Source organism: Streptomyces kunmingensis (assembly GCF_039533535.1).
GTDB classification, from domain to species: Bacteria; Actinomycetota; Actinomycetes; order Streptomycetales; family Streptomycetaceae; genus Streptomyces; species Streptomyces kunmingensis.
Window position 1 is genome coordinate 420,994 of record NZ_BAAATS010000001.1, and the last position, 25,166, is coordinate 446,159.

Annotated in this window: 24 protein-coding genes; 16 read left to right on the forward strand and 8 right to left on the reverse strand. The window is 68.3% G+C overall.

The annotated features are described in order from the left end of the window. Window positions 1-152: 152 nt before the first annotated feature. Window positions 153-1,151 (forward strand): GTP 3',8-cyclase MoaA, encoded by a 999-nt coding sequence (moaA, locus tag ABD366_RS01860; RefSeq protein WP_324772361.1) that lies wholly within the window; start codon window positions 153-155, stop codon window positions 1,149-1,151. Window positions 1,152-1,184: 33 nt separating this feature from the next. Here the strand turns inward: moaA and ABD366_RS01865 are convergent, their stop codons facing one another. Then, entirely contained in the window at window positions 1,185-1,433 is a 249-nt protein-coding gene (locus tag ABD366_RS01865; protein WP_324772362.1) for a hypothetical protein, read from the reverse strand. A gap of 243 nt (window positions 1,434-1,676) precedes the next feature. Next, window positions 1,677-2,027 (reverse strand): DUF3099 domain-containing protein, encoded by a 351-nt coding sequence (locus ABD366_RS01870; protein WP_411293813.1) that lies wholly within the window; start codon window positions 2,025-2,027, stop codon window positions 1,677-1,679. A gap of 225 nt (window positions 2,028-2,252) precedes the next feature. Between ABD366_RS01870 and ABD366_RS01875 the strand changes: the two genes are divergently transcribed. Continuing rightward, complete coding sequence (locus ABD366_RS01875) at window positions 2,253-2,528, forward strand: GlsB/YeaQ/YmgE family stress response membrane protein (protein WP_324772364.1); 276 nt, start codon at window positions 2,253-2,255, stop codon at window positions 2,526-2,528. 87 nt (window positions 2,529-2,615) lie between these two features. On the opposite strand, the gene tyrS is transcribed toward ABD366_RS01875, so the two are convergent. The 3 genes from tyrS to ABD366_RS01890 form a co-directional block, all read right to left on the reverse strand. After that, complete coding sequence (tyrS, locus tag ABD366_RS01880; RefSeq protein WP_324772365.1) at window positions 2,616-3,887, reverse strand: tyrosine--tRNA ligase; 1,272 nt, start codon at window positions 3,885-3,887, stop codon at window positions 2,616-2,618. 65 nt (window positions 3,888-3,952) lie between these two features. Next, window positions 3,953-5,359, reverse strand: a complete 1,407-nt coding sequence (locus ABD366_RS01885; protein WP_324772366.1) for a metallopeptidase TldD-related protein — start codon at window positions 5,357-5,359, stop codon at window positions 3,953-3,955. After that, window positions 5,356-6,879 carry a TldD/PmbA family protein gene (locus ABD366_RS01890; RefSeq protein ID WP_324772367.1) on the reverse strand — a complete coding sequence of 508 codons (1,524 nt, stop codon included), beginning with the start codon at window positions 6,877-6,879 and terminating at the stop codon, window positions 5,356-5,358. The genes ABD366_RS01885 and ABD366_RS01890 overlap by 4 nt, the downstream gene beginning before the upstream one ends. A 222-nt stretch (window positions 6,880-7,101) precedes the next feature. Here ABD366_RS01890 and ABD366_RS01895 point away from each other — a divergent pair, with 222 nt between their 5' ends. Genes ABD366_RS01895 through ABD366_RS01905 form a run of 3 tightly spaced genes read left to right on the forward strand, consistent with a single transcriptional unit; the run spans window position 7,102 to window position 13,903 of the window. Then, on the forward strand, window positions 7,102-10,791 hold the full coding sequence (locus tag ABD366_RS01895) for a type I restriction endonuclease subunit R (protein WP_324772368.1): 3,690 nt from the start codon (window positions 7,102-7,104) through the stop codon (window positions 10,789-10,791). Continuing rightward, window positions 10,788-12,314 (forward strand): restriction endonuclease subunit S, encoded by a 1,527-nt coding sequence (locus ABD366_RS01900; RefSeq protein ID WP_324772369.1) that lies wholly within the window; start codon window positions 10,788-10,790, stop codon window positions 12,312-12,314. Before ABD366_RS01895 ends, ABD366_RS01900 begins: the two co-directional genes overlap by 4 nt. Then, window positions 12,311-13,903 carry a type I restriction-modification system subunit M gene (locus ABD366_RS01905; protein WP_344440935.1) on the forward strand — a complete coding sequence of 531 codons (1,593 nt, stop codon included), beginning with the start codon at window positions 12,311-12,313 and terminating at the stop codon, window positions 13,901-13,903. Before ABD366_RS01900 ends, ABD366_RS01905 begins: the two co-directional genes overlap by 4 nt. A gap of 65 nt (window positions 13,904-13,968) precedes the next feature. Here ABD366_RS01905 and ABD366_RS01910 read toward each other — a convergent pair whose 3' ends face one another. Further along, on the reverse strand, window positions 13,969-14,190 hold the full coding sequence (locus ABD366_RS01910) for a DUF397 domain-containing protein (RefSeq protein WP_324772371.1): 222 nt from the start codon (window positions 14,188-14,190) through the stop codon (window positions 13,969-13,971). Continuing rightward, window positions 14,187-15,056, reverse strand: coding sequence for a helix-turn-helix domain-containing protein (locus tag ABD366_RS01915; protein ID WP_324772372.1), 870 nt, complete (start codon window positions 15,054-15,056; stop codon window positions 14,187-14,189). The genes ABD366_RS01910 and ABD366_RS01915 overlap by 4 nt, the downstream gene beginning before the upstream one ends. Before the next feature lie 158 nt (window positions 15,057-15,214). On the opposite strand from ABD366_RS01915, the gene ABD366_RS01920 reads away from it, so the two are divergent. The 8 genes from ABD366_RS01920 (at window position 15,215) to ABD366_RS01955 (ending at window position 22,448) form a co-directional block, all read left to right on the forward strand. Further along, entirely contained in the window at window positions 15,215-15,670 is a 456-nt protein-coding gene (locus ABD366_RS01920; protein WP_324772373.1) for an ATP-binding protein, read from the forward strand. Window positions 15,671-15,840: 170 nt separating this feature from the next. Next, window positions 15,841-17,346, forward strand: coding sequence for an HsdM family class I SAM-dependent methyltransferase (locus ABD366_RS01925; protein WP_324772374.1), 1,506 nt, complete (start codon window positions 15,841-15,843; stop codon window positions 17,344-17,346). Window positions 17,347-17,425: 79 nt separating this feature from the next. Continuing rightward, window positions 17,426-19,582, forward strand: a complete 2,157-nt coding sequence (locus ABD366_RS01930) for an AIPR family protein (protein WP_324772375.1) — start codon at window positions 17,426-17,428, stop codon at window positions 19,580-19,582. A gap of 78 nt (window positions 19,583-19,660) precedes the next feature. After that, the gene (locus tag ABD366_RS01935) at window positions 19,661-19,945 is read left to right on the forward strand and encodes a type II toxin-antitoxin system Phd/YefM family antitoxin (RefSeq protein ID WP_324772376.1); all 285 of its coding nucleotides are present in this window, start codon (window positions 19,661-19,663) and stop codon (window positions 19,943-19,945) included. Window positions 19,946-19,950: 5 nt separating this feature from the next. Then, window positions 19,951-20,340 (forward strand): PIN domain-containing protein, encoded by a 390-nt coding sequence (locus ABD366_RS01940; protein ID WP_324772387.1) that lies wholly within the window; start codon window positions 19,951-19,953, stop codon window positions 20,338-20,340. A gap of 154 nt (window positions 20,341-20,494) precedes the next feature. After that, entirely contained in the window at window positions 20,495-21,211 is a 717-nt protein-coding gene (gene fabG, locus ABD366_RS01945) for a 3-oxoacyl-[acyl-carrier-protein] reductase (protein ID WP_324772377.1), read from the forward strand. Window positions 21,212-21,216: 5 nt separating this feature from the next. Continuing rightward, window positions 21,217-22,002, forward strand: a complete 786-nt coding sequence (gene fabI, locus ABD366_RS01950) for an enoyl-ACP reductase FabI (protein WP_324772378.1) — start codon at window positions 21,217-21,219, stop codon at window positions 22,000-22,002. A gap of 155 nt (window positions 22,003-22,157) precedes the next feature. After that, window positions 22,158-22,448, forward strand: coding sequence for a hypothetical protein (locus ABD366_RS01955; RefSeq protein WP_411293814.1), 291 nt, complete (start codon window positions 22,158-22,160; stop codon window positions 22,446-22,448). Here ABD366_RS01955 and ABD366_RS01960 read toward each other — a convergent pair. After that, the gene (locus tag ABD366_RS01960; RefSeq protein WP_324772380.1) at window positions 22,426-23,118 is read right to left on the reverse strand and encodes a FadR/GntR family transcriptional regulator; all 693 of its coding nucleotides are present in this window, start codon (window positions 23,116-23,118) and stop codon (window positions 22,426-22,428) included. The two genes, ABD366_RS01955 and ABD366_RS01960, sit on opposite strands and share 23 nt — an antisense overlap. A 145-nt stretch (window positions 23,119-23,263) precedes the next feature. Between ABD366_RS01960 and ABD366_RS01965 the strand changes: the two genes are divergently transcribed. The 3 genes from ABD366_RS01965 (at window position 23,264) to ABD366_RS01975 (ending at window position 25,082) form a co-directional block, all read left to right on the forward strand. Beyond that, window positions 23,264-24,532 carry a CynX/NimT family MFS transporter gene (locus tag ABD366_RS01965; protein WP_411293815.1) on the forward strand — a complete coding sequence of 423 codons (1,269 nt, stop codon included), beginning with the start codon at window positions 23,264-23,266 and terminating at the stop codon, window positions 24,530-24,532. Window positions 24,533-24,561: 29 nt separating this feature from the next. Then, a complete protein-coding gene (locus tag ABD366_RS01970; RefSeq protein ID WP_324772382.1) occupies window positions 24,562-24,681 on the forward strand; it encodes an SGM_5486 family transporter-associated protein in 120 nt (39 codons plus the stop codon). Window positions 24,682-24,875: 194 nt separating this feature from the next. Then, window positions 24,876-25,082, forward strand: coding sequence for a hypothetical protein (locus tag ABD366_RS01975; RefSeq protein WP_324772383.1), 207 nt, complete (start codon window positions 24,876-24,878; stop codon window positions 25,080-25,082). Window positions 25,083-25,166 lie beyond the last annotated feature (84 nt).

Here is a 25,166-nt window from a genome sequence, read left to right on the forward strand (position 1 = left end):
GCACTGTCTCCCCGTGCCCCCGTCGTGGACCGCTAGTAGCTCTCTACGACGGGGGCGCGGCATGCTCGTGGGATCACCGGCCTGTCTCTGTCGGACCTGTCACGTAGGCTCGGGTGGTACAAGGCAGGACACGTCACCGGGAGGGGGCCCACGTGCTCATCGACACCTATGGCCGAGTCGCGACCGACCTGCGGGTCTCACTGACCGACCGGTGCAATCTGCGGTGCACGTACTGCATGCCCGAAGAGGGCCTCCAGTGGCTGGCCAAGCCGGACCTGCTCACGGACGACGAGATCGTCCGCCTCGTCCGCATCGCCGTCACGCACCTCGGCATCACCGAGGTCCGCTTCACCGGCGGCGAGCCCCTGCTGCGCCCGGGCCTGGTGGGCATCGTCGAGCGGGTCGCCGCCCTGACCCCCCGCCCCAAGATGTCCCTGACGACGAACGGGATCGGCCTCAAGCGCACCGCGGCCGCCCTCAGGCAGGCGGGCCTGGACCGGGTCAATGTCTCCCTGGACACGCTGCGCCCCGACGTCTTCAAGACCCTGACCCGCCGCGACCGCCACAAGGACGTCATCGAGGGCCTGGCCGCCGCCCATGACGCGGGCCTGACCCCCGTGAAGATCAACTCGGTCCTGATGCCGGGGCTGAACGAGGACGAGGCGCCCGAGCTCCTCGCCTGGGCGGTCGAGCACAGTTACGAGCTGCGCTTCATCGAGCAGATGCCGCTGGACGCCCAGCACGGCTGGAAGCGCGACGGCATGATCACGGCGGGCGACATCCTCGCCTCGCTGCGTACGCGCTTCGAGCTCACCGAGGAGGGCTCCGAGGAGCGCGGCTCCGCCCCGGCCGAGCGCTGGGTCGTGGACGGCGGCCCGCACCGCGTCGGCGTCATCGCCTCGGTGACCCGACCGTTCTGCTCGGCCTGCGACCGCACCCGGCTCACCGCCGACGGCCAGGTCCGCACCTGCCTGTTCGCCTCCGAGGAGACGGACCTGCGCGCGGCGCTCAGGGCAGAGGGCCCGGAGAACAGTGACGAGAACATCGCCCGCATATGGAAGCTCGCGATGTGGGGCAAGAAGGCGGGCTCAGGTCTCGACGACCCGTCGTTCCTCCAGCCCGACCGCCCGATGTCGGCGATCGGCGGCTGACCCGGGCGGCCGGATCCCGCCGGTCGCTTCGCCTCACTCCACGCGGGAGTCCCACTCCTCCAGCGTCACGACGTCCTTCAGGAAGCCGCGTACGCCGAGGAACTGGGCGAGATGCTCCCGGTGCTCCTCGCACGCGAGCCACGTCTTGCGCCGCTCCGGCGTGTGCAGTTTCGGGTTGTTCCACGCGAGCACCCACACGGCGTCCGCACGGCAGCCCTTGGCTGAGCACTGGGGATTCGTGGGGTCCGGTGAGGACGCTCCGGAGAGGTTCGCGAGGTTCACGCGGACCACCTTAGAGCCTGTCTTCGAACCCCTGTATGCGCCCCGGAAATGGCGACGCCGAGCAGCCACGGGGGGAGCTGCCCGGCGTCGGTCCGTCGCTCCGACGGGGGATGCGGAGCGCGTACGCAGTATGTCACGCGCGACCCGCCACCCGGCACCTGAACTACATGATTGATCTGAGCTTTTCTTGAGCTTTGAGTACAGGCCGCCCGGACCTGCCGAGAGCGCCGGCCGCGGCAGCGGTCAGCCGCGGTCCTCCGGGCCGAATTCCGCCACCCCACCGGCCGCGGTGGGCGCGATCATGGGCCGTGTCGGGGCGGGCACGAAGGTCGACGGCAGCGACGGCGCGTTCTCCCGGCCCGCGTTGGCGAAGACCACGGCGACATAGGGGAGCAGGGCTCCGAGCACCAGCGTCACGATGGCGACGGGCCGCTGTACGTCCCACAGAACCGCGGTGAGAATCACCGAGAGCGTGCGGATCGACATCGAGATGACGTACTTGCGCTGCCGGCCGCGCACATCGTCCGCGAGCCCCTGCCGGGCCCCGGTGATCCGGAAAACCTGTGCTCCGCCGTTGCTGCTGCGCTTCCGCATCACATTCCACCACCCGACCATTCGCCGGACTCTCCCCGGACCGGACTGCCTCCACGGTACGCCCGGGGTGCGTCGGCTACGAGACCGGGGGCGGCCCGGGCCGGGCGTGTGGCCTGCGCCGTACCGCGTATGGAGCCGCCCGACATGCGCCGTACGGAGTACGGACAGAAACTGATCGCACGGTGCGCGTGCGCGCACCCTCACGCCGCATGAGGAGGCGACGGCATGAGCTGGTTGTGGGCAATCATCGTGGGACTCGTGCTCGGTCTGATCGCGAAGGCGATCCTGCCGGGCAAGCAGCAGATCCCGCTGTGGCTGACGGCGGTCTTCGGAATCCTCGGCAGCGTCCTGGGCAACTGGGCGGCCACGGGCCTCGGAGTCAACGACACCAAGGGCATCGACTGGATCCGGCATCTGCTGCAGCTGATCGGCGCGGTGGTGGTGGTCGGCGTCGGCGACATGGCCTGGGCGGCCCTGCGCGGCAACAAGCGAAGGGCGTAGCCGACGCGAGAGGGGCCGGTTGCCCGGTGACGCNNNCGGTGACGCCGTCACGGCGTCACCGGGCAACCGGCCCCTCCGAGCTGCGGGTCAGGCCTTGACCTCGACCGCGGCCAGGTTCTTCTTGCCGCGGCGCAGCACCAGCCACCGCCCGTGCAGCAGCTGGTCGGCGCCCGGGACGAAGTCCTCGGCGGGGACCTTCACGTTGTTCACGTACGCGCCGCCCTCCTTCACGGTCCGGCGCGCGGCCGACTTGCTCGCGACCAGGCCGACCTCGGCGAACAGATCGACGACCGGGCCCACCTCGGCGACCTCGACCTTCGGCAGCTCGGAGAGCGCGGCGGCCAGCGTCGCCTCGTCCAGGTCCGCCAGGTTCCCGTCGCCCTGCCCGAACAGCGCCTTCGACGCGGAGATCACCGCGGCCGTCTGGTCGGCGCCGTGCACCAGCGTCGTCAGCTCCTCGGCGAGCGCCCGCTGCGCGGCCCGCGCCTGCGGCCGCTCCTGCGTCTGCCGCTCGAGCTCCGCCAGCTCCTCCTGCGACCTGAACGACAGGATGCGCAGGTACGTCGAGACGTCCCGGTCGTCCACGTTCAGCCAGAACTGGTAGAACGCGTACGGCGTCGTCATCTGCGGGTCCAGCCAGATGGCGCCGCCCTCGGTCTTGCCGAACTTGGTGCCGTCCGCCTTCACCATCAGCGGCGTCGCGATGCAGTGCGCCGACGCCTCCGGCTCCAGGCGGTGGATCAGGTCCAGGCCCGCCGTGAGGTTGCCCCACTGGTCGGAGCCGCCGAGCTGCAGCGTGCAGTCGTGGCGCCGGTACAGCTCCAGGAAGTCCATGCCCTGGAGCAGCTGGTAACTGAACTCCGTGTAGCTGATGCCCTCCTGCGACTCCAGACGCCGGGCGACCGAGTCCTTCGTGAGCATCTTGTTGACCCGGAAGTGCTTGCCGATGTCGCGCAGGAACTCGATGGCCGACATACCGGCCGTCCAGTCCAGGTTGTTCACCATGACCGCCGCGTTCTCGCCCTCGAAGGACAGGAACGGCTCGATCTGTGAGCGCAGCCGGGACACCCAGTTCGCGATCGTCTCCGGATCGTTCAGCGTGCGCTCCGCCGTCGGGCGAGGGTCACCGATCTGACCCGTGGCGCCGCCGACCAGCGCCAGCGGGCGCAGGCCCGCCTGCTGGAGGCGGCGCATGGTCAGCACCTGCACCAGGTGCCCGACGTGCAGCGAGGCCGCCGTCGGGTCGAACCCGATATAGAACGTGACGGGACCGTCCGCGAGAGCCTTGCGCAAAGCGTCCTCATCGGTGGACTGGGCGAACAGCCCGCGCCACTTCAGCTCGTCGACGATGTCCGTCACGGTTCTGTGTCTCCTTGAACAGTTCTGCTGGGTCCCGCCCAGTCTATGGGCGAAAAACGTACGGCTCAGACGCCCTGGCTGACGGAGCTCATATTGAAGTCCGGCACCCGCAGCGCGGGCATCGCAGCCCTAGTGAACCAGTCGCCCCACTCCCTGGGCAGCGTCTTTTCCGTGCGCCCTGCCTCCGTGGCGCGGCTCAGCAGGTCGACCGGCGACTCGTTGAACCGGAAGTTGTTCACCTCGCCCACGACCTCGCCGTTCTCCACGAGATACACGCCGTCGCGGGTCAGCCCGGTCAGCAGCAGCGTCGCCGGATCGACCTCCCGGATGTACCAGAGACAGGTCAGCAGCAGCCCGCGCTCCGTGGCCGCGACCATCTCCTCCAGCGACTTCCCGGAGCCGCCGTCCAGGATGAGATTGTCGATGGCCGGCGCGACCGGCAGCCCGGTGAGTCCGGCGCTGTGCCGGGTCGTCGACAGATGCTTCAGCTCGCCCCGCGCCATCCACTCCGTGGCGGACAGCGGCAGCCCGTTGTCGAACACGGACGCGTCGTCGCCGGAGGAGTGCGCCAGCACGAACGGCGCGGACTCCAGACCGGGCTCGTGCGGGTCGCTGCGCAGCGTCAGCGGCAGCTCGCTCAGCCGCTCGCCCACCCGCGTGCCGCCCCCGGGCCTGGAGAACACGGTCCTGCCCTCGGCCGCGTCCCGCGCCCCCGCCGACCACAGCAGATAGATCAGCAGGTCCGCGACGGCCGTCGGCGGCAGCAGCGTCTCGTAGCGGCCCGCGGGCAGGTCGAGGCGGCGCTCGGCCCAGCCGAGCCGCGTCGCGAGCTCCGCGTCGAGCGCCGCCGGGTCGACGTCCTTGAAGTCCCGCGTCGCGCGGCCCGCCCAGGCCGAACGCCTGCGGTCCGGCGATTTGGCGTTCAGCTCGAGCGTCCCGTTCGGCTGGTCGTGACGCAGCCGCACACCCGTCGACGTACCGAGATAGCTGGACGTCAGCTCGTGGTTGGCGAAGCCGTACAGCTCGCGGCCACCGGACCGGGCCCGCGCGAAGGCCTCGCCGAGCGCCGGCGCGAACCGCGCGAACACGTCCGACGAGGTCTCGGCGGGCGCGTCCGTGAAGCCGGGGGAGTGCGGTACGCCGTCGACGAGCGGCTGCGCGTCCTCGGCGGGGCCTGCCTTCGCGGCGGCCTCCTCGGCGGCCCGCACCAGCGGTTCGAGGTCGGCGGCGGTCACGGCGGACCGGGACACGACCCCGGACGCCGTGCCCTCCTTGCCGTCGACGGTCGCGATGACGGTCAGGGTGCGCCCGCGCGTGACGCCGTTCGTCGTCAGCGCGTTCCCCGCCCAGCGCAGATTGGCGGTCGACGTCTCGTCGGCGACGACGACACAGCCGTCGGCCCGCGACAGCTCCAGGGCGCGCTCGACGATCTCGTGCGGCTTGTTCGTACGGGGGTTGGTCCGAGGGCTCATCGACCCGCCTCCTGCGTCGTGTTCAGAATGCTGACGCCCTTGAAGAGGGCCGCGGGGCAGCCGTGGGAGACGGCCGCGACCTGGCCCGGCTGGGCCTTGCCGCAGTTGAAGGCGCCGCCGAGGACATAGGTCTGCGGCCCGCCGACCGCGGCCATGGAGCCCCAGAAGTCGGTCGTCGTCGCCTGGTAGGCGAAGTCCCGCACCTGCCCGGCGAGCCGCCCGCCCCGGATCTCGTACGCCCGCTGCGCCGTGAACTGGAAGTTGTACCGCTGCATGTCGATGGACCACGACCGGTCGCCCACGAGGTACAGACCGTGGTCGACCCCCGCGATCAGATCGTCCGTCGAGAGCCCGCCCGGATCGGGTTGCAGCGAGACGTTGGCCATCCGCTGCACGGGCACGTGCCCGGGGGAGTCGGCGTACGCGCACCCGTTGGACCGCTCGAACCCGGTCAACTTCGCGATGCGGCGGTCGAGTTGATAGCCGACCAGCGTCCCGTCCCGCACCAGGTCCCAGGACTGCCCGGCCACGCCCTCGTCGTCGTACCCGATGGTGGCGAGCCCGTGCTCGGCGGTGCGGTCGCCCGTCACGTTCATGATCTCGGAGCCGTACTTGAGCTTGCCGAGCTGGTCGAACGTGGCGAAGGACGTGCCCGCGTACGCAGCCTCGTAGCCGAGCGCACGGTCCAGCTCGGTGGCGTGCCCGATGGACTCGTGAATGGTCAGCCAGAGGTTCGACGGGTCGACGACCAGATCGTACGAGCCCGCCCGGACGCTCGGCGCCCGCATCTTCTCGGCCAGCAGCCCCGGAATCTCGGCCAGCTCCCGGTCCCAGTCCCACCCCGTGCCCGTCAGGTACTCCCAGCCGCGGCCGGCCGGCGGCGCGATCGTGCGCATCGAGTCGAACTCGCCGCTCGAATCGTCCACGGCGACGGCCGTGAGCTGCGGATGCAGCCGCACCCGCTGCTGCGTCGTCGCCGTCCCCGCCGTGTCCGCGTAGAACTTGTTCTCATGGACGCACAGCAGCGAGGCGTCCACATGCGAGACCCCGTCGGCCGCGAGCAGCCGCGCGCTCCAGTCGGCGAGCAGCCCGGCCCGCTCCTCCTCGGGGACCGTGAAGGGATCGATCTCGTAGGAGGAGACCCAGGTCCGGTCGGCGTGCACCGGCTCGTCCGCCAGCTCGACGCGCTCGTCGGACCCGGCGGCCTTGATCACCTGGGCGCTGAGCTTGGCCATCGCCACGGCCTGCGACGCCACCTTCGCCGCCGCGTCCATCGTCAGATCGACGCCGGACGCGAACCCCCACGTCCCGCCGTGCACCACACGCACCGCATAGCCGAGATCCGTGGTGTCCGACGACCCGGCGGGCCTGGCGTCCCGCAGCCGCACCGCCCCATTGCGTACGCGTTCCAGGCGGAAGTCCGCATGGTCCGCGCCGAGCGCCCGCGCGCGGGCGAGCGCCGCGTCGGCGAGGGCCCGCAAAGGCAGTGCGGTGAATGACGGATCGATGTCATGGGCCATGGGCGGCCTCCCCTTCTGTCACGGCGTAATGCGAGTGAGTGAACCATGACGCGGAGGGGTGCGATGCGGCCACCGGATTGTGATGGCGGCCATGCCTGAGGTGAACGCAGCTGCAGTGCCGGAAGACCGGCGCAAAAGGCGGGGACCCGGATAGGCTCGATGGGCGATCACACCCCATGCACAGCGTCGGCCCCTAAACTCCCTGAGAGGCGGTACCACCCCATGAGCAGCGCAGGCGGAGCGTCCCGGACACCGGACCCGCGACTCGTACGCCTCGCCCGGCAGTCTCGCAACTTCGGGTTTCTGCTGCCGCACCTGCCGTTGCTCGTGGCATACGGATCGTCGGCCGAGAGCCACGTCTTCACCGACCCGAACACTTCGCTGATCAAGTCCCGCCAGTTCGGTGAAGCCCTTGCCGCGGATCTGGTGAGCCGGGGCCGTGTCCGGACAGAGGGCAGTACGCAGTTCGACCGGCTGCGTGCCCTGGACCGGGAGGGCTACCTCCACGGCGATGTGAGCACCGCCTTTCATGACGTACGCACACTCGGCAACGACGCGAACCACTCGGGCCTCGACAGCGCCGACGACGCCTTCCGTGCCCTGCGCACCTGCTTCCGCCTCGGCGTCTGGTACCACCGCCTCCTCACCGGATCGCGTGAGCAGCTGGCCTTCGTACCTCCCAGCCCGGACAGCACTCCCGCTGCCGAGAGCGAGCGACTGCTCCAGGACGTCGAGCGGGCCCGCAAGGAGCTCGAAGAAGCGCGCCTCAGTTACCGCGACCAGGCTTCCCAGGCAGAGGCCGAGCAGGCCGCCCGTGCCGCCGCTGAACGTGAGTTGGCCCGGGCGCAGGCTGAGCGCGAGGAGCTGGCCCGCGCGGTCGCGGCCATGCAGGACCAGCTCGCCCAGTTCCAGGCCTCCGCCGAGGCTGAGCAGGCAGGGCGCAGCCGCGCCGACGCAACCGACCGGGATGCCTCCTCGGCAGCGGTCGCTGAGCGCGCCCGCCTCCTCGACAACGCCGAACAGGCATCCCGCGAACCGCTCACCGAGGTGCAGGTCCGCGACCGGCTCGACGCGATGCTGGGGGCCGCGGGCTGGGACGTGCAGAACGCCGGAGCGGACCAGAATCTGCATGTACAGGGCGACTGGCGCGGCAATGGTGTCGCTGTCCGCGAGGTCACCACGGCCAAGGGGCGCGCCGACTATGCCCTCTACGTCGACCGCAAGCTCGTCGGTGTCATCGAGGCCAAGCGCGAAGGCGCCGACCTGTCTGCCGCCGAGGGGCAGGCCGACCGCTACGCTGACCACCTCACCAGCGCACAGGAGCGCCTGAACGCCTGGCGCACCCCGCTCCCGTTCCGCTACGTCAGCGACGGAGGCGAGACCCGTTTCCGCTCCACCCTCGACCCGGACTCCCGGACTCGCCGCATCTTCTCCTTCCACCAGCCGCGCACCCTGGCCCGCTGGATGCGGCAGGCCGACGAGGACGCGCAGGCGCCCAGCTACCGTGCCCGTCTGCGTGACCGCATGCCCGAGCTGGACGAACGGCCGTTGCGCCCGGCGCAGATCAAGGCGGTACGCGGCGTCGAGGACTCGGTGGCGCACGGCAAGGGCCAGCAGGGCATGGGCCAGTCCCGCGCTCTCGTGCAGATGGCGACCGGCGCGGGCAAGACATTCACGGCGGTGACGTTCTCGTACAGGATGATCAAGCACGCGCGCGCGGAGCGCGTCCTGTTCCTGGTCGACCGCAATAACCTCGGGGCGCAGGCTTTCGCGGAGTTCGAGAACTTCAAGACCCCCGACACCGACCGTAAGTTCGCGGACCTCTATAATGTCCAGCGGCTTGGCGCTGAGGGCATGCTCCCCTCCTCCAAGGTCGTCATCTCTACCGTCCAGCGCCTCTACATGGAACTGACGGGTGTGAGCCTGCCGAACGCGGACCGGAACGCCGACGGGGAGGATGTCTCGTACGACGTCCACGTGCCCGGCGGTATCGAGGTCGGCTACAACGCGACCATCCCGCCCGAGGCCTTCGACCTGATCGTCGTCGACGAGTGCCACCGCTCCATCTACGGCAAGTGGCGCTCGGTCCTGGAGTATTTCGACGCCCCGATCGTCGGCCTCACCGCCACCCCCGTCGCCCAGACCTTCGGTTACTTCAACGGCAACCTCGTTAGCGAATACTCGTACCAGGAGGCGGTCGCCGACCGCGTCAACGTCGACTTCTCCGTCTACGAGATCGAGACGCGGATAACGGCAGAGGGCGGCGTCATCGCACACGGCACCATCCCGGTCCGCGACCGCCGCACACGCCGCCAGCGCTACGAGGACATCGCCGAGGACATCGAGTACGGCGCGAAGCAGGTCGGCGTCGGCGTCATCAGCAAGGACCAGTTGCGTACGGTCGTGCAGACCTTCCGCGACCGCCTGTTCACGGAGATCTTCCCGGAGCGTGCGAAGCGCGACGCGGCGACAGGCGCGCTGCGGTGGGACAAGATGTACGTCCCGAAGACGCTGGTCTTCGCCAAGAACGACAACCACGCCGAGGAGATCGTCGAGGTCATCCGCGATGTCTTCGGCAAGGGCAACGACTTTTGCGCGAAGATCACGAGCGCGGCGAGCAACGCGGCCGAGCGACTGGCCAACTTCCGCAACCTCCCGCAGATGCGGATCGCGGTGACCGTCGACATGATCGCGACGGGTACGGACGTCAAGCCGCTCGAATGCCTGTTGTTCCTGCGGGACGTGAAGAGCTGGGCCTACTTCGAACAGATGAAGGGCCGCGGTGCACGCACCCTGACGCTGACGGAGTTCGAGAAGGTGACCCCGGGCGTCGGCCCCAAGGCCCGCTTCGTGATCGTCGACGCGGTCGGCGTGACGAAGAAGCCGAAGATCGACGCGGCACCGCTGGAACGCCACACGGACAAACAGATCAGCCTGGAGAAGCTGCTGCGCAAGACAGCGGCCAACACCATCGAGGAGGAAGAGGTCTCCACCCTTGCCGCACGTCTCGCCAAGCTCGACATCCAGATGACGGGCGAGGAGCGCGCGGAGGTGGCACGTCTGAGCGGTGGCCTGGAGCTGAAGGACATCGTCCAGAAGATGGTCAAGGCCGTTTCGGCGGACGAACAGCTGGACGTACGCGAGGCCGCCGAGCGCGCGGGCCGCAATCCTGAGCGTGCGGTACGCGACCTCATCGAAGAGGCGATCAAGCCTCTGGCCGCTCAACCGGCGCTGCGCTCACGTCTGTTGGAGATGCGCCGGGCGAAGGACATCCTCTACGACGAGAACGGCGTGGACGAGCTGCTGCGCGCGGGTGGGGTCGTTGACGACAAGGAGGCGGCGGCGGAGACGGTCCGCAGTTGGCGCGAGTACATCGACGACAACCGGGACAAGATCGCGGCGATGTCCCTGGCCTTCAGCGCAGGCTCCGACGTACGGCCCGGCGAGGCGATGCGTCAGCTGAAGGATGTGGCCCGCAGCATCGCCCGCCCGCCGCGCGCGTGGACCCCGGACCGGCTGTGGAGGTCGTACGAGCAGCTCGGCGAGGCGATGCTGGACGAGGTCCGCCGCCAGCACACCGCCGCCGACCTGCTGGCCCTGCTCCGCTACGAACTCGCTGGCGGCGCGGAAAGGGGCGCCCCGGCCCCACGCCCTTACGCGGAGCTCGTGGAGGAGCGTTACGCGGCGTGGATCGCCCGCCAGGAACAGATGGGCACCCGTTTCACTGAACGTCAGCGCTGGTGGCTCGACCGTATCGCTGTGGCGACCGCGGGGAGTGTACGCTTCGACACCGCTGACCTCGATTACGATCCTTTCGCGAAGCGAAACGGAACGGATGGATTCCTCGCCGAATTCGGTGAGACGCGGGCAGAACAAATTATTGAGGAACTGGACAGGGAGCTGAGCGCGTGACGGCCGAGTGGGGCGCGGGGCCGGGGGATTCGGCGGACTTTTCGGGGGACGGGCTGCCGGAGGGGTGGGCGCTGGTCAGCATCGGTGAACTGTGTGAGGTAAATCCCCGCGGATTTGACGAAGAGCCCGATGACGATGACCTGATTTCTCAAGTTCCCATGGCCGCTGTCGAAGCCGAGACAGGGCGTATGGATGCCTCCGCGCAGGTGCGGTACGGCGACCTCAAGAAGAAGTCGCTGACTCGGTTCCAGGAGAATGACGTACTCTTCGCGAAGATCACTCCTTGCATGGAGAACGGGAAGATTGTGGTTGCGCGAGGGCTGACGGATGGCCGGGCGCTGGGAAGCACCGAATTTCACGTGCTGCGCAGCCGTGGATCGGTCCTGCCCAAGTACCTGATGCATTACCTGCTGCAACGAAACGTGCGCTGTGTGGCAGAGCAACACATGTCAGGTGCTGTGGGTCAGCGTCGGGTCCCGCGACCGTACTTGGCGGACCTTGAGATCCCCGTCCCGCCCCTTGCCGAACAGCACCGCATCGTCGCCAAGCTGGATGAACAACTGGCGCACATCGAGGCGGGCGAGGCGTCTATCGGCGTTGCCGATAGGCGAAAGGATGAGTTTCTTCAGGTCGTCTTGGCGCAAGTGTTGCGCGGAAAACTCGTCACGGAGGATATCTCTGAGGGCGAAGCAGGCGCCTTGGTTCCCGATCCCGCCGCCTTGGCTGATGGTCCTTGGGATGTTCCGAAATCGTGGCGATGGGCGAGTATCGGTTCGCTTTTCAAAGTGGCTGTAGGGGCAACTCCGGCGCGAGATAATTCGGAACACTGGACTGGCGATATTCCCTGGGTGAGTAGCGGCGAGGTAGCATTCGGGCGAATCTCGGGCACCCGGGAGTCGATTTCTGTCGGCTCGATGGCAAACCCGGCAGCTCGAATCCATCCTCCTGGGACCGTGATGATCGCCATGATCGGCGAGGGGCGAACTCGAGGGCAGGCTGCAATTCTCGATATCGCTGCCGCCCACAATCAGAACTGTGCCTCAATTCGAGTGTCCGAGACACAGATTCTTCCCGAGTTTGTTTACTATTTCCTCAAGGCTAGATATGAAGAGACGCGTCTTGAGGCGTCTGGCGGGAATCAGCCGGCGTTGAATAAAAGTAAAATTCAGGCGCTCGCTATCCCGATTCCACCCCTAGGGACTCAGCGGAATATCGTTGCCCGGGTGCAGGAATTGGAATCCGATTTGCTCGATCTGCAAGAAGCGGTCACAGGTAGTCGGGCGCAGGCGTCGAAACTCCGCTCCGCCCTCCTCCACGCCGCCTTCAACGGCACCCTCGTCCCCCAAGACCCCACCGACGAGCCTGCCTCCATGCTGCTCGACCGGATCCGCGCCCAGCGAGCAGCCGCTGAAGCCAAGCCGACCCCGCGCAAGCGCACCCCCCGTAAGCCAACCCAGGCCGCCGCCCCCGCCACCTCCGGCCGGCCGGTTCCCTCCGGCACCCAGGAAGCACTTCCCCTGTGAGCACCACTATGAGCGACAGCACCGAGAAGTCGACCCCCGCGGACGCCCCCAACACCGCCGCCGCGACACCCCCTGCCCCCCGCACACCGGTACCCGCATCGGCTTCGACCTCCACCCTGGTCAACCGCCTCTGGTCGTACTGCGAACTGCTGCGCCACTCCGGCGTCTCGACCCTCGACTACGTCGAGCAGCTCACATACCTCCTCTTCCTCAAGATGGCTGACGAGCGTGCCAACCGCTCGCACGTCTTCCGGCGCAACCTCCCCGAGGAGCCCCTCGTCCCCGAAGGGTGTGACTGGGCGAGCCTGATGACCAAGTCCGCCGAAGCACTGCTCGACCACTACGAGTTCATCCTCAAGGACCTCGGTCAGCGCGGCGGCACGATGCTCGGTGAGGTCTTCCTCAAGGCGCAGAACAAGATCCATGAACCGGCCGTCCTGGAACGCCTCATCAAGGATCTGATCGACCCTTACACCTGGACCACCGAGAACCAGGACCTCAAGGGTGATGCGTACGAAGGCCTCCTCCAGCGCGGCGCCGAGGACCGTAAGACGGGCGCCGGGCAGTACTTCACTCCCCGCCCGCTGATCGACGCAATGGTCGACTGCGTCCAGCCGAAGCCCGGTGAGTGGATCACCGACCCGGCCTGCGGTACCGGCGGCTTCCTCATCGCCGCGCACGCTCATCTCGTTCAGAACTACGAGGACGAGCTCTACGGCGACAAGGGCCGCGCCCTCCAGACCGGCGCTATCACCGGCTACGAACTCGTCCGCGAGACCGGCCGCCTGGCCCTGATGAACATGCTGTTGCACGGCATCGGCCACTCCGAGGCCAAGCCGCTCATCACCATCCAGGACTCCCTGGCCCGGTCCCCGATCAAGCACTACGACATCGTGCTGGCCAACCCGCCCTTCGGCGTCGGCTCAGTGACTGGAGAGTCCTACACCGCCCGTACCGACTTCTGGGCGCCGACCACCAACAAGCAGCTCAACTTCGTCCAGCACATCTACAACCTGCTCAAGACCAACGGCCGAGCAGCCCTCGTCCTGCCCGACAACGTCCTATTCGAAGGAGGCGCCGGCGAGACGATCCGCAAGAATCTGCTCAACCTCTGCGACGTCCACACCCTCTTGCGCCTGCCCACCGGCATCTTCTATGCCAACGGCGTCAAGGCCAACGTCCTCTTCTTCGACAAGACCGGCCAGCGCTCCGGCGGCCGCCCCGGCACCCGTCGGCTCTGGGTCTACGACTTCCGCACGGACCAGCGCTTCACGCTCAAGCAGCGGCAGTTGCGGCGCGAGCATCTCGACGACTTCGTCGCCGCCTACCACTCCGGCGGCAAGGACTTCACCGCGCGTAAGCCGAGCGACCGCTTCCGCGCCTACGACTACGACGAGCTGATCGCCCGCGACAAAGTCAACCTCGACCTCACGGTCCTGAAGTCCGCCTCCGGCGCCACCACTGAGTACGCCTCGCCCGATGTGATCGCACAAGAGATCGTTGACGAACTCGAAGTCGCGCTGGCCCAGTTCACGGCCGTGGCCCGCGCCCTGAAGAAGGACGCGCCGCCGTCGGGCGACGACGAGTAGGGGTATACAGCGGGCCGGTGGTTCATTGGACCCACCGGCCCGGTGCTGTTCCTACGCCTGTGAACTCACAGTTCGTCGGCAAGTACACCTGCCCGGAACGCGGCCCACTCGGACGCGGTGAACCGTAGCGGCTCCCGCTCCAGATTCTTCGAGTCGCGCACGGCCCGCGCGCCGCGCGGCAGTTCGGCGACCTCGACACAGTCGTTCTCGCCTGCGCTTGCGGATGCCTTGCGCCATGTCGCAGCAGAGAGATCCTCTGCGTACAGCTCTGCCTTAGAGTCCGTCACGTGCGGCTTTCCTCCTCGATCCGTGCGATGAGTGCCATCGAGTCGTCCACGGGGAGTGCCGCCGCGACGATGCGCTCGAAGGCGTCGACGAAGACCTGCACTTCGTCGACGCCCTCAACGTAAGTCGCGCCGATGAGGTTTTCCAAGAGAACGACGTCCGGCATCGGCCCGGGGAAGCCCACCAGATTGAAGCCGCCGGCGCCACCGGGATGCGGTGTCGCGGCCAACGGCATGACCTGCAAGGTGACGTTGGGTAGCTCCGCAACGTCCAGAAGCCGACGCAACTGGTCGCGCATCGTGTCGGGGCGCACGGCGAAACGCTGGTGAAGAACCGCCTCATGGATCACTGCCCAGAACTTCAGGGCTCCGTTCGGGCGGGAAAGTACCGCCTGTCGTGCCATACGGACCTCGGCCAGGGCGGCTGTTTCCTCGGGCGTGCGCGTGGTGGCGTTGGCCGCCACGGTCTCACGTGCGTACCCGGCTGTCTGTAGCAGCCCGGGGACGAGCAGTGGACTCCAGATGCGAACGCTCTCCGCGTCAGACTCCAAGGAGATGTAGTCGGCGTACGCGGGGGCTACAACCCCGCTGTACGTCTGCCACCACCCCTGCTTCCGAGCATCCTTGGCCAGACCTTCCAGCGCGCCCACGATCTCGGGATCGGTCACCCCGTACACCCTGAGCAGTGGCGCTACTTCGGCTGGACGGATGTGTCCGTTGGCCGTCTCGATCCGCGACAACTTCGGTCCCAGCCACCCCAGTTCCGCGGAGGCCGCGTCAAGGCTCATGCCGGTCGTGTTGCGGTACCGGCGCAGGGCCTCACCGAGTCGGCGGCGTCGAACAGTGGGTACGGGGCGCACGTTTGGCATGCGGCGAGCTTCTACCACACCAAGCTGAACGTCCAGGGGAACGGAAATTCGATCCACCAATCTAGGTGACAAACTTGCAGTCGATCATGGATGGGCGAGACCCTCAACTCGAGCGCAATCGCGCCGAGTTGCAGTGCGACCTGTAAGGAGCCCATGCCATGCCCCACTCCCTCGGCTGGTACCACACCCCCACCCCCACCGGATTCGTCCTCCATCTCACGGCCACTCCCGACCACCTCCGCGGCACTCGCACCCTCATCGCGAAGTCCCTCGCCGGGGCCGGTGTCGGCGAAGACCTGGCGCATTCCGTGCAATTGGTGATGTCCGAGCTGTGCGGGAACGCCATCCGGGCCTGCGGCGACTTCGTGCCGCTCGTCGCGGAGGTGGAGGTGGAATCGCCGCTGTGGCGCAACACCGGCGGAGAGCAGGCGGTCTGGGTCCGGCTGCACGACCCGTACCAATACGTGCTCCCTGCCCGCGGCGGCGTACAACTCAATGACCCGGAAGCCGAGTCGGGGCGCGGACTGCCTCTCATGGACCTGCTCGCACCGGGGTGGCGGGTCGCTCCCACGCCCGTCGGAAAGCAGGTGCGCTGCCGGATCGCGGGGGATTAGCTCTCTGGCCAACTGCCTGCTCACCCCGATGGAACGACGCCTCGCCCCGTACCATGTAATGGAGTTGATCGCCTGCGACCCGCTCGGTCGTTGTGGCGTGGCGTCATCGCAGGCTGCCGTCGTCGGCGAATCCGCTCATACAGGGACGTGCGACAACGGGTGGGGCCCATATGGCGACGGAACGGGACGACATAGCGGCGAGAGGGTCGGAGCGCCTCTGGACTTCGGATCGGATCTTCAAGCGCTGGCAGCGGTTCCGTGAGCAGAAGATCACCGGCAAGGCGCTGAGGCGGATCGAGTTCACCGAGCACATAGCCTTCCTGCTCTTCCTCAAACTCGATCACGAACGGGCCCAGCGCACTGGGACGTTCGCGCGCCCGGCGGTGGCGCCCGCAGGCGCGTGGCCGCAGCTCGTGGACGCCAGCGGCGACGCGCTGCACAGGGCTCTCGGCCGTCTGATGGCCGACCTCGGCGCGCCCAACCCGACGGACCCGCGGCGCACGACCGCGAGCGTCGTGTTTCAGGACGCCCAGCCCTGGAACGTGGACAGGATGGCGGAGCTCGGGCGGCTGATCACCGAAGAGTTCAACCCGTACCGCTGGTCGAACGTGCCGAGGGACGAACTCGGGGGAGCCTTCGCGCTGTTGCTGGCCGACTGTCGGGACGATCTGCGGACCAAGCGGGACACCGGCCAGTTCCTCACCCCGCCCCCGCTGCTCGCGGTCGTGGCGAAGGCGCTCGGTCTCACCCCCGGCGACAAGGTCGTCGACGCGGCTGTCGGTATCGGCACCAGCCTCATCGCCGCGTATCGCGAGATGGCCGCGCACGGTGAGCGCGTCGACGCCTCGGCCATAGCGGGCGCCGACATCGACGTCCAGATGTGCCGCCTAGCCACGATGAACGTGCTGCTCAACACCGGGCGCCCATTCCACGACGTACCGCCGATCCTGCGTGCCGATTCACTGAAGGCGCGCGAGGACGTGGTGCGGCGTCATGAGCGGAGCGTGGACGCGACCGTCGTCATCTGCAACCCGCCGTTCAAGAGCGACGTTGCCGCAGATACGCAGCAGCGCGACGACTTCTGGGCGCAGAACGCGATCCTCCCGGCCAACTTTCTCCAGCACCTCGCCATCACCCTGCCTCGGGGTGCCAGGGCCGCTGTTTTCGTTCCTGACGGAGTGCTGTCCCATGACAGCCGAGCCGCGGCCGCGATCCGCCGGGCGCTGCTCATGAACTGCAACGTGCACACCCTGCTGCGGCTGCCGACCGGCATGTTCTACGACACCGGCTCCAAGTCGAACATCCTGTTCTTCACGAAGTCCGCCGACCCCCAGCGGCCAGGGGACATCGCGACGCGCGAACTAGGGGTCTTCGACCTTCGGGACCGTCACTACACGGACACCCGGAACCCTCTCGCGGAAGCCGACTTCGAGGAGTTCCTCACCACCTACAGGCTCCGTGCCGAGGGACAGCCGGTGGAGAGCGAGCCGCAGTGCTTCAGGCGTTATGACGTCGGCGAGATACTTCGCACCCCCACTGCCGGCCTTGCCCTGAACGGCCGTGCCGCAACGCTTCTGGACGATCATGGCGACCCCCGCGACATTGCGAAGTCTATTGTGCGGCACCTCGGCGAGGCCCAGAAGAGCTTCCAGGCAGTCGTGGACTCCCTGAACTGATCCCCGTAGACCTCGCCCTCATCCTTCAGTCGCCCGAATCGCTCGCGGCCTGCCGAAACCGAACAGGAACCACACCCGCATGACCATCGTGCCTTCCGCCCTCGATGTTCCCACCCAGGTCCGCCAGGTCGCTCGCGCCTTCGACGAGACGTACACCGGCCTCATCGACATGAGTGACTTCGGCAACCGGCCGCCGGAGCAGACCACGCCCGCCTTCCGGTCCCGCGCCCTAGCGGCGCACGCCGTGCGCATCATGACGGGGTGGGCTCCCGAGCAGGCGGCCGATTGCGTCATCGACGGCGGCCAGGACCAAGGGATCGACGCCATCGCCATCGACGAGGGCAAGGAGCAGATCTACCTCGTCCAGGCCAAATGGAGCCCGTCTGGGACGGCGAAGGCCGATGAGACGGCCGTCCACAAGCTCTTCGCCGGACTCAGGCTCATCGACTCCGGAGAGGCCGCCCAGTTCAACCCCCGCGGACAGATCCTGGCCAAGAAGGCGCACGACCTCATCGGCGCGAAGGCCCCCAAGATCACGCAGGTGATCGTCCTCATGGGGACCGAACCACCCGCCCCGGGCGTACGTCAGGTCATCGCCAACGGCGAACGAGAGTTCAACTCCCACGGCGACTACATCGGCCACCGCTTCCTCCACGCCCCGGAGATCCACGCCCTTGTCAGGCAGGACCAGCGCAGCGAGCCCGTCACCTTGGAAGCGACGCTCCAGCCCTGGTTCAGCGTGCCCTCGCCGTATCTGTCGTACGAGGGCGTCATGCAGGCCGAGGAAGTCGCGCGCTGGGCCGACCACGGCAACGAACTGTTCGTCCGCAACATCCGTAACCCGCTCGGACTGACGCCCATCAACAAGGAGTTGGTGGACACCCTGATCGACGAGCCGTCCCACTTCTGGTACTTCAACAATGGGGTCACCGTGCTGTGCGAGTCCCTGGACGCGGTGCCGGGATCGCAGCGGGTGCCTGAGCGTTCTCCTGTCCGGCTCACCGCGCACGGTGCCAGCGTCGTGAACGGTGCGCAGACCGTACGCTCCGTCATCGATGCCGCCCAGCAGGCGGAAGACGCCGAACTTGCGCAGGTCACCGTCCGGTTCATCGTCACCGGTGGCGACACCGAGTTCGCTGATCGGACCACACAGGCCACCAACCGGCAGAACCACATCACCGAACGCGACCGCATCGCCCTCGACCCCGTTCAGGCGGTCCTCATCGAGGAGTTCCGCGCCGAGCTGGGCCTGGTGTACAGCGTGCGCCGAAGCGAACTCGAACCACAGGACGACGAGGGCTGCTCCGTCGTGGAAGCCGCGTGTGCGCTGGCCTGCGCGCACGCCGGCAGTCGGTTCGCGGCCCGGCTCGTCGCAGCCGAGTCCACCGACGTGCTGTGGGAACGAGGCGGCAGCGGCATCTACGACCCGCTCTTCCGCTCCGTGCCCAACGTCTACGAGACATGGAACGCCGTGAACGTCCTGCGTTCCGTACGTACGGCACTGCGTACGGAACGCGAGCAGTACACGGGGCGGGCGGCGGCCGTGATTGACGACGGCACCTTCCTCATCACCCACCTGGTGTTCCGCCAGCTGCTGGCCCAGGACGCCGGCATGGGCGAGCCGGACCCTTCGCTCGCCTGGGCCAGCACGGCCCGAGACCAGGTGCCCGAACTCGTGAAGCGCACTGTTCCAGTGCTCGTGCAGGCCCTGGACGATGAGGTGGGAACCCGGTCGAGTCTCCAGCGCGTCTGCGTCGACCCCGGGCAGGCCGCCGACCTCGTGGCAGCGGTTCTCACCGCCATCGAAGGCGGTGGCACTGAAGATGCTGCCGCCAAGTACCGGCGCGAGGAGATCAAGCCCCGTAAACGCCGTCGGCCTAACGCGGTGCATGTCATTGTCAACAGCGGAGCCCTGGAAGAAGGGGCGCCCCTGCACCTGGCTTTGTACGTACTGCCGGAGAAGGACGCTCTGGCTGCATGGCTCGACGCGAACCCGCGCCGCGCGTTGGCGAAGTGGACCAATACCAACCGCGCACGGCCGATCGTCTGGGCTGCCGACGGTCTCGCCTACTCGCCCAGTGGCCTCATCGCGCGGATGTGGGAACTCGCCGAATGGGAAGACCGCCCTGTCTCCAATCAGGGAACCGCCCGGTGGGCCACGGAAAACGGAGAGACTCTTGCCGATCTCGCCTGGCGCCTGCTGGGAGACGTGGAGGACGAGAACGAAACAGGCTGATGGGCTGGATGTCCGTAACCCAGATGCCTCGATTGTGGTTACAGTGAATGTTATGTAGGCACAATCGAGGAGGCCGTTATGAGCGCCATCTCCATCCGCGAGTTCTCGCACAACCCCAGCGCCGTCTTCGCCCGGGTCGAGCGAGGCGAGACCTTCCAGGTCACCCGCCACGGCAACGTCATCGCCATACTGACCCCGGCGGACAGCCCCTTGCAGCGGTACGCGCACCTGGTGGCGGAGGGCAAAATCCGACTGGCCGAATTCACCACGGACGACCTCCACGACATGCCTCGCTACGACGTGCCCGACGACATCGACCCGCTCGCCACCCTTCTCGCCGAGCGCGAGGAGGACTACCGGTGATCTACATGGACGCCTCGGCGTTGGTCACATGGATGTCGCAGCGAAACCACTGGTCCGCCCTCGATGCCTTCCTCGGCGACGAGGACAGGGCAGGCCGTCCCATGGCCACCAGCAGTCTTGGCTTTGTCGAGACGACCCGCACGCTCGACCTCATGGGGACGTTCCCGGGTGCCATGGGCGACTTGGAGGGGAGGGTCGGGGAAGTGCTGCTCACTCCCGAAGTACGCCGGTCTGCGGCCGGGCTGACCGGCCGCCTGCGCACTTTGGACGCCATCCATGTGGCAAGCGCGCTCAGCCTGGGGGAGAGCCTCACCGCTCTGGTGACCTACGACAAGCGCATGCTGGATACGGCCCTTGCAGCTGGCCTGCCCGCCTACGCTCCCGGCATGAAGTGACGTCCGAACTGGAGTGAGCTTGGCATAGCGGGGGCGGGAACTGTAGAGACCCGACAGTGAGTCGTGTACGTCACTGTCGGTGCTCGATTCTCCGTAGCCCGGGTCGTACCGATAGGTTTTCGAAGTACCACACCGCTATCGAAAGGGTGATCCGTTGAGCCGCTCGGTTCTCGTCACCGGAGGAAACCGGGGCATTGGCCTCGCCATCGCCCGCGTATTCGCCGAGGCCGGCGACAAGGTCGCGATCACGTACCGCTCGGGCGACCCGGCGGAGCTCGAGAAGCAGGGCTTCCTGGCCGTCAAGTGCGACATCACCGACACGGAGCAGGTGGAGCAGGCCTACAAGGAGATCGAGGAGAAGCACGGTCCCGTCGAGGTCCTGGTCGCCAACGCCGGCGTCACCAAGGACCAGCTCCTCATGCGCATGTCCGAGGAGGACTTCACGTCCGTCCTCGACACCAACCTCACCGGCACCTTCCGGGTCGTGAAGCGTGCCAACCGCGGCATGCTGCGCGCCAAGAAGGGCCGCGTCGTGCTGATCTCCTCCGTCGTCGGTCTGCTCGGCTCCGCGGGGCAGGCGAACTACGCCGCCTCGAAGGCGGGACTGGTCGGCTTCGCGCGCTCCCTCGCCCGTGAACTGGGGTCGCGCAACATCACCTTCAACGTCGTCGCCCCCGGTTTTGTCGACACCGACATGACCCAGGTGCTCACCGACGAGCAGCGCGCGAACATCGTGGCGCAGGTGCCGCTCGGCCGGTACGCGCAGGTCGGGGAGATCGCCTCCGCGGTCAGGTTCCTCGCCTCCGACGACGCTTCGTACATCACTGGTGCCGTCATTCCCGTTGACGGCGGACTGGGAATGGGTCACTGAGCACGATGACGAACACGACTGGCATCCTCGAGGGCAAGAAGATCCTCATCACCGGCGTGCTGATGGAGTCCTCCATCGCCTTCCACGCCGCGAAGCTGGCCCAGGAGCAGGGCGCGGAGATCATCCTGACGGCGTGGCCGCGGCCGACGCTGACGGAGCGCATCGCCAAGAAGCTGCCCCAGCCCGACAAGGTCAAGGTCCTGGAGCTCGACGTCTCGAACGACGAGCACCTCGCCCGCCTGGAGGGCCAGGTCCGTGAGCACCTGGGCGACCGGCTCGACGGCGTCGTGCACTCCATCGGCTTCGCCCCGCAGGACGCGCTCGGCGGCAACTTCCTGAACACGCCGTTCGAGTCCGTGGCCACCGCGATGAACGTCTCGGCCTTCTCCCTGAAGTCGCTGACGATGGCGCTGCTGCCGCTGATGACCGAGGGCGGGTCCGTCGTCGGCCTCACCTTCGACGCGCAGTTCGCCTGGCCGCAGTACGACTGGATGGGCCCGGCCAAGGCCGCCCTGGAGGCCACCAGCCGCTACATGGCGCGTGACCTGGGCAAGCAGAACATCCGCTGCAACCTGATCTCGGCGGGCCCGATCGGCTCGATGGCCGCCAAGTCGATCCCCGGCTTCAGCGAGCTCGCCTCGGTCTGGGACAGCCGCTCCCCGCTGGAGTGGAAGCTCGAGGACCCGGAGCCCGCGGGCAAGGGCATCGTCGCCCTGCTGTCGGACTGGTTCCCGAAGACGACGGGCGAGATCATCCACGTCGACGGCGGCCTGCACGCGATCGGCGCCTGACACGACGTCCCCCGTTCGGCCCACCGGCCGGGCGGGGCGCAGGGACCTCCACGCACCCTGGGTGCGAGGAGGTCCTTCTCGTGCTCCTGCCCCACCACCGGATAGCCCCGGCCCTGGCCGCCCTTGCCCTGCTGGTCGCTCTGCCGTGCGACGCGATGTCCGACACGGCCGAAGACCCCGGCCACGCGCGCGTGGCCGAGCCGAAGAAGGAGCTGTTCGGCGCCGGGTGCCGGATCGTCGTCGACGGGACCCGCGCCACCGCCGCCTGCCACAACCCCTATCCGGTGGTCGACCGGGTCGCCCTGCACATCGAGTGCGACCCGTGGTGGGACATCGACACCGACACGGCCCCGACCGAGGTCGGCCCCGCCGGGACCGTGCGCCTCGACGGGCGGTGCTGGAAGAACGTACGCACGGCCTGGGTCAGTCACCGCAAGGCGCGCTGAGCCGGCCGGGCCGGCACAGGAACGGATAGGACGCCGCCTCGGCCGCGGCCGCCTCCGCGTCACCCTCCCGGATCGCGTCGACCAGGCGCGTGTGGTCCATGTGGTTCTCGGCGGTGAGCCGCTCGCCCACGTCCTCACGCAGCCAGTCCCGCAGGACCTCGCCCAGATCCGCGTACATCGCCGTCATCACGTCGTTGTGCGACGCGGCCACGACCGCCATGTGGAACGACGCGTCCGCCGTCACGAACGCCTCCGCGTCGCCCGCCTCCCACGCCTCCTCACGCCGTACGTGAAGGGCGTCGAGCTGCTTCAGGTCGCGCTCGGTGCGCCGCTCGGCGGCCAGCTTCGCCGCACTCGACTCCAGCGTGGAACGCAGCTCGGCGATGTGCCGCGGATCGGCGTCGGCGAACCGCCGCTGCATCACCCCCGCCAGCTCACTGGTCGCCACGACGTAGGTGCCCGAACCCTGGCGGATGTCGAGCAGCCCGTTGTGCGCGAGGGCGCGCACGGCCTCGCGCACCGTGTTCCGGGCGACACCGAGCTGCTCGACGAGCTCGGGCTCCGTCGGGATACGGGAGCCCACCGGCCACTCGCCCGAGGAGATCTGGGCGCGCAGGGCGGAGATGACCTGCTCGGACAGGGCCGAGCGCCCGGGAGGGGTCAGTGGCATCGACGTTCCTAACGGTGTGAGGCGATCGGACCCTACGGTGTGACGCGCTCGGACCCTACGGTGTGACGCGATCGGAGTGGACAGCCAATCATCCCATGATTCTAAGATGGGTCCCATGGCTAGTGAGGAAACACCGACCCCGACGATGGCACCGCCGACCGCGCAGGCACCGATACCCACGGAGAAAAGTGCCGCCCCGCGCGTGTGGGCCGTACGTCTGGTGACCATCGGTATCGTCCTCGCAGCCCTGAACCTGCGGCCCGCGATCACCAGCCTCGGCGCCCTCCTCGAAGAGGTCCGCGACGGACTCGGCATGAGCGGAAGCCTCGCCGGACTGCTCACCTCCGTGCCCCCGCTGTGCTTCGCGGTCTTCGGCGTCATGGCACCGCGGCTCGCCAGGCGCTTCGGCGCGAGCGCCGTCGTCTGCGTCGGCATGATGGCGATCGCCGCGGGCCTGATCATCCGCCCGTACACCGGCAACACCATCGGCTTCCTGATCGCCAGCGCCCTCGCCCTGATGGGCATCGCCGTCAGCAACGTGCTGATGCCGGTCATCGTCAAGCGCTGGTTCCCCGACCGCGTCGGCTCCATGACCGGCCTGTACTCGATGGCCCTCGCGCTCGGCACCTCGCTGGCCGCCGCCGCGACCGTGCCCCTGACCGACGCGCTCGGCGGCAACTGGCAGATTGGGCTCTCCATGTGGGCCGTCCTCGGCGTCGCCGCCGTGCTCCCCTGGATCCCGCTCGTACGCGTCAAGGACGCGGCCCCCGCCGAACCGGCCCGGCCCACCACCGGCACCGGCCACGACGACGGGCTGCGCATCACCCGCAGCCGCACCGCGTGGGCGCTCGCCGTCTTCTTCGGACTCCAGGCCACGGCCGCGTACATCACGATGGGGTGGATGGCGCAGATCTTCCGCGACGCGGGCGTCTCCGCGTCGACCGCCGGCGTGCTGCTCGCCGTCGTCATGGCGATGGGCGTCCCGCTCGCCTTCGTCATCCCCCGGGTCGCCGCCCGGCTGCCCAGCCAGGGCCCCATCGTGGTCGTCCTCGGCGCGTGCGGCCTGGCCGGTTACGCGGGGCTGTACTTCGCGCCCGCCTCCGGCGCCTGGGCCTGGGCGGTCCTGCTCGGCATCTCCAACTGCGCCTTCCCGCTGGCCCTGACGATGGTCGGCATGCGGGCCCGCACCGGCGCCGGCGTCGCCAAGCTGTCCGCGTTCGCCCAGTCCACCGGCTACCTGATCTCGATCCCCGGGCCGCTGCTCGTCGGCGTCCTCTACCAGCACAGCGGCGGCTGGGGCGTGCCGATCGCGCTCATGGCCGCGCTGATGGTGCCGCAGATCGTGGTGGGCGTCCTCGCCGGGCGTGACCGCACCATCGAGGACGAGGCCGCCACACCCGCCCCGGCGTCCTGACCCGCGCGGACAGGTGCGACACTTGCCGCATGTCGCCTGTGCTCGAGCCGAACCCCCAGAACGGCCAGAAGAAGCTCCTGCTCGTGCTCGGCGCGATGCTGGCCGTCACCGTGATCGTGGCCGTCATCGCGACGATCGCCTCTCCCTGACGCCGCCGGTCCGTGCGGCCGACCCTGTCGCCGGCCCTCGAGGGTGGGGTTAACTCCACCATCCCCTAGGGGGCCAGTGTCAGGGTCGAGTGGGTGGATCACCGGATGGGCCGCGGGCCGCCGGATCCGTACCTTCGAAGTGTCGCCGAGAGCATCGGCACAGCGGACGAGGACGACGGACCACGGAGGAAGCCATGTCGGCGCCCACGCACCCCCGGACCCACCCGGCAGCCACGGGCGGCGTCGACATCCGGCTCCCCTGGTGGGCGCTGGTCCTGCCGGCCGTCGCCTTCGTGGCGCTCCTGCTGCTGATCCTCAACCCGGCCGACGCCCAGGCCGCGACGGGCGACCCGACCCTCTCCCACATCGTGGAACGCCTGAAGGAACTGCTCCTTCGCTAGTCCCGTCCCGTACCCGCCGGTACCGTCCGTCCCCCCGTTCACCTGCCTCGGGTGAGCCCGCCAACTCCCTGCGCCCCGTGGCCG

What these genes read in the sequence shown, in the direction of transcription:
- ABD366_RS01870 (WP_411293813.1), bottom strand. Translation starts at nt 2,027, where the DNA reads ATGCGGAAGCGCAGCAGCAACGGCGGAGCACAGGTTTTCCGGATCACC.
- ABD366_RS01970 (WP_324772382.1), top strand. Translation starts at nt 24,562, where the DNA reads ATGTCGCCTGTGCTCGAGCCGAACCCCCAGAACGGCCAGAAGAAGCTC.
- ABD366_RS01885 (WP_324772366.1), bottom strand. Translation starts at nt 5,359, where the DNA reads ATGAGCCCTCGGACCAACCCCCGTACGAACAAGCCGCACGAGATCGTC.
- ABD366_RS01915 (WP_324772372.1), bottom strand. Translation starts at nt 15,056, where the DNA reads ATGCCAAACGTGCGCCCCGTACCCACTGTTCGACGCCGCCGACTCGGT.
- ABD366_RS01955 (WP_411293814.1), top strand. Translation starts at nt 22,158, where the DNA reads ATGTCCGACACGGCCGAAGACCCCGGCCACGCGCGCGTGGCCGAGCCG.
- ABD366_RS01975 (WP_324772383.1), top strand. Translation starts at nt 24,876, where the DNA reads ATGTCGGCGCCCACGCACCCCCGGACCCACCCGGCAGCCACGGGCGGC.
- ABD366_RS01965 (WP_411293815.1), top strand. Translation starts at nt 23,264, where the DNA reads ATGGCACCGCCGACCGCGCAGGCACCGATACCCACGGAGAAAAGTGCC.
- ABD366_RS01940 (WP_324772387.1), top strand. Translation starts at nt 19,951, where the DNA reads ATGGACGCCTCGGCGTTGGTCACATGGATGTCGCAGCGAAACCACTGG.
- fabI (WP_324772378.1), top strand. Translation starts at nt 21,217, where the DNA reads ATGACGAACACGACTGGCATCCTCGAGGGCAAGAAGATCCTCATCACC.
- ABD366_RS01960 (WP_324772380.1), bottom strand. Translation starts at nt 23,118, where the DNA reads ATGCCACTGACCCCTCCCGGGCGCTCGGCCCTGTCCGAGCAGGTCATC.
- ABD366_RS01935 (WP_324772376.1), top strand. Translation starts at nt 19,661, where the DNA reads ATGAGCGCCATCTCCATCCGCGAGTTCTCGCACAACCCCAGCGCCGTC.
- ABD366_RS01920 (WP_324772373.1), top strand. Translation starts at nt 15,215, where the DNA reads ATGCCCCACTCCCTCGGCTGGTACCACACCCCCACCCCCACCGGATTC.
- ABD366_RS01930 (WP_324772375.1), top strand. Translation starts at nt 17,426, where the DNA reads ATGACCATCGTGCCTTCCGCCCTCGATGTTCCCACCCAGGTCCGCCAG.
- ABD366_RS01925 (WP_324772374.1), top strand. Translation starts at nt 15,841, where the DNA reads ATGGCGACGGAACGGGACGACATAGCGGCGAGAGGGTCGGAGCGCCTC.
- ABD366_RS01895 (WP_324772368.1), top strand. Translation starts at nt 7,102, where the DNA reads ATGAGCAGCGCAGGCGGAGCGTCCCGGACACCGGACCCGCGACTCGTA.
- ABD366_RS01875 (WP_324772364.1), top strand. Translation starts at nt 2,253, where the DNA reads ATGAGCTGGTTGTGGGCAATCATCGTGGGACTCGTGCTCGGTCTGATC.
- ABD366_RS01890 (WP_324772367.1), bottom strand. Translation starts at nt 6,879, where the DNA reads ATGGCCCATGACATCGATCCGTCATTCACCGCACTGCCTTTGCGGGCC.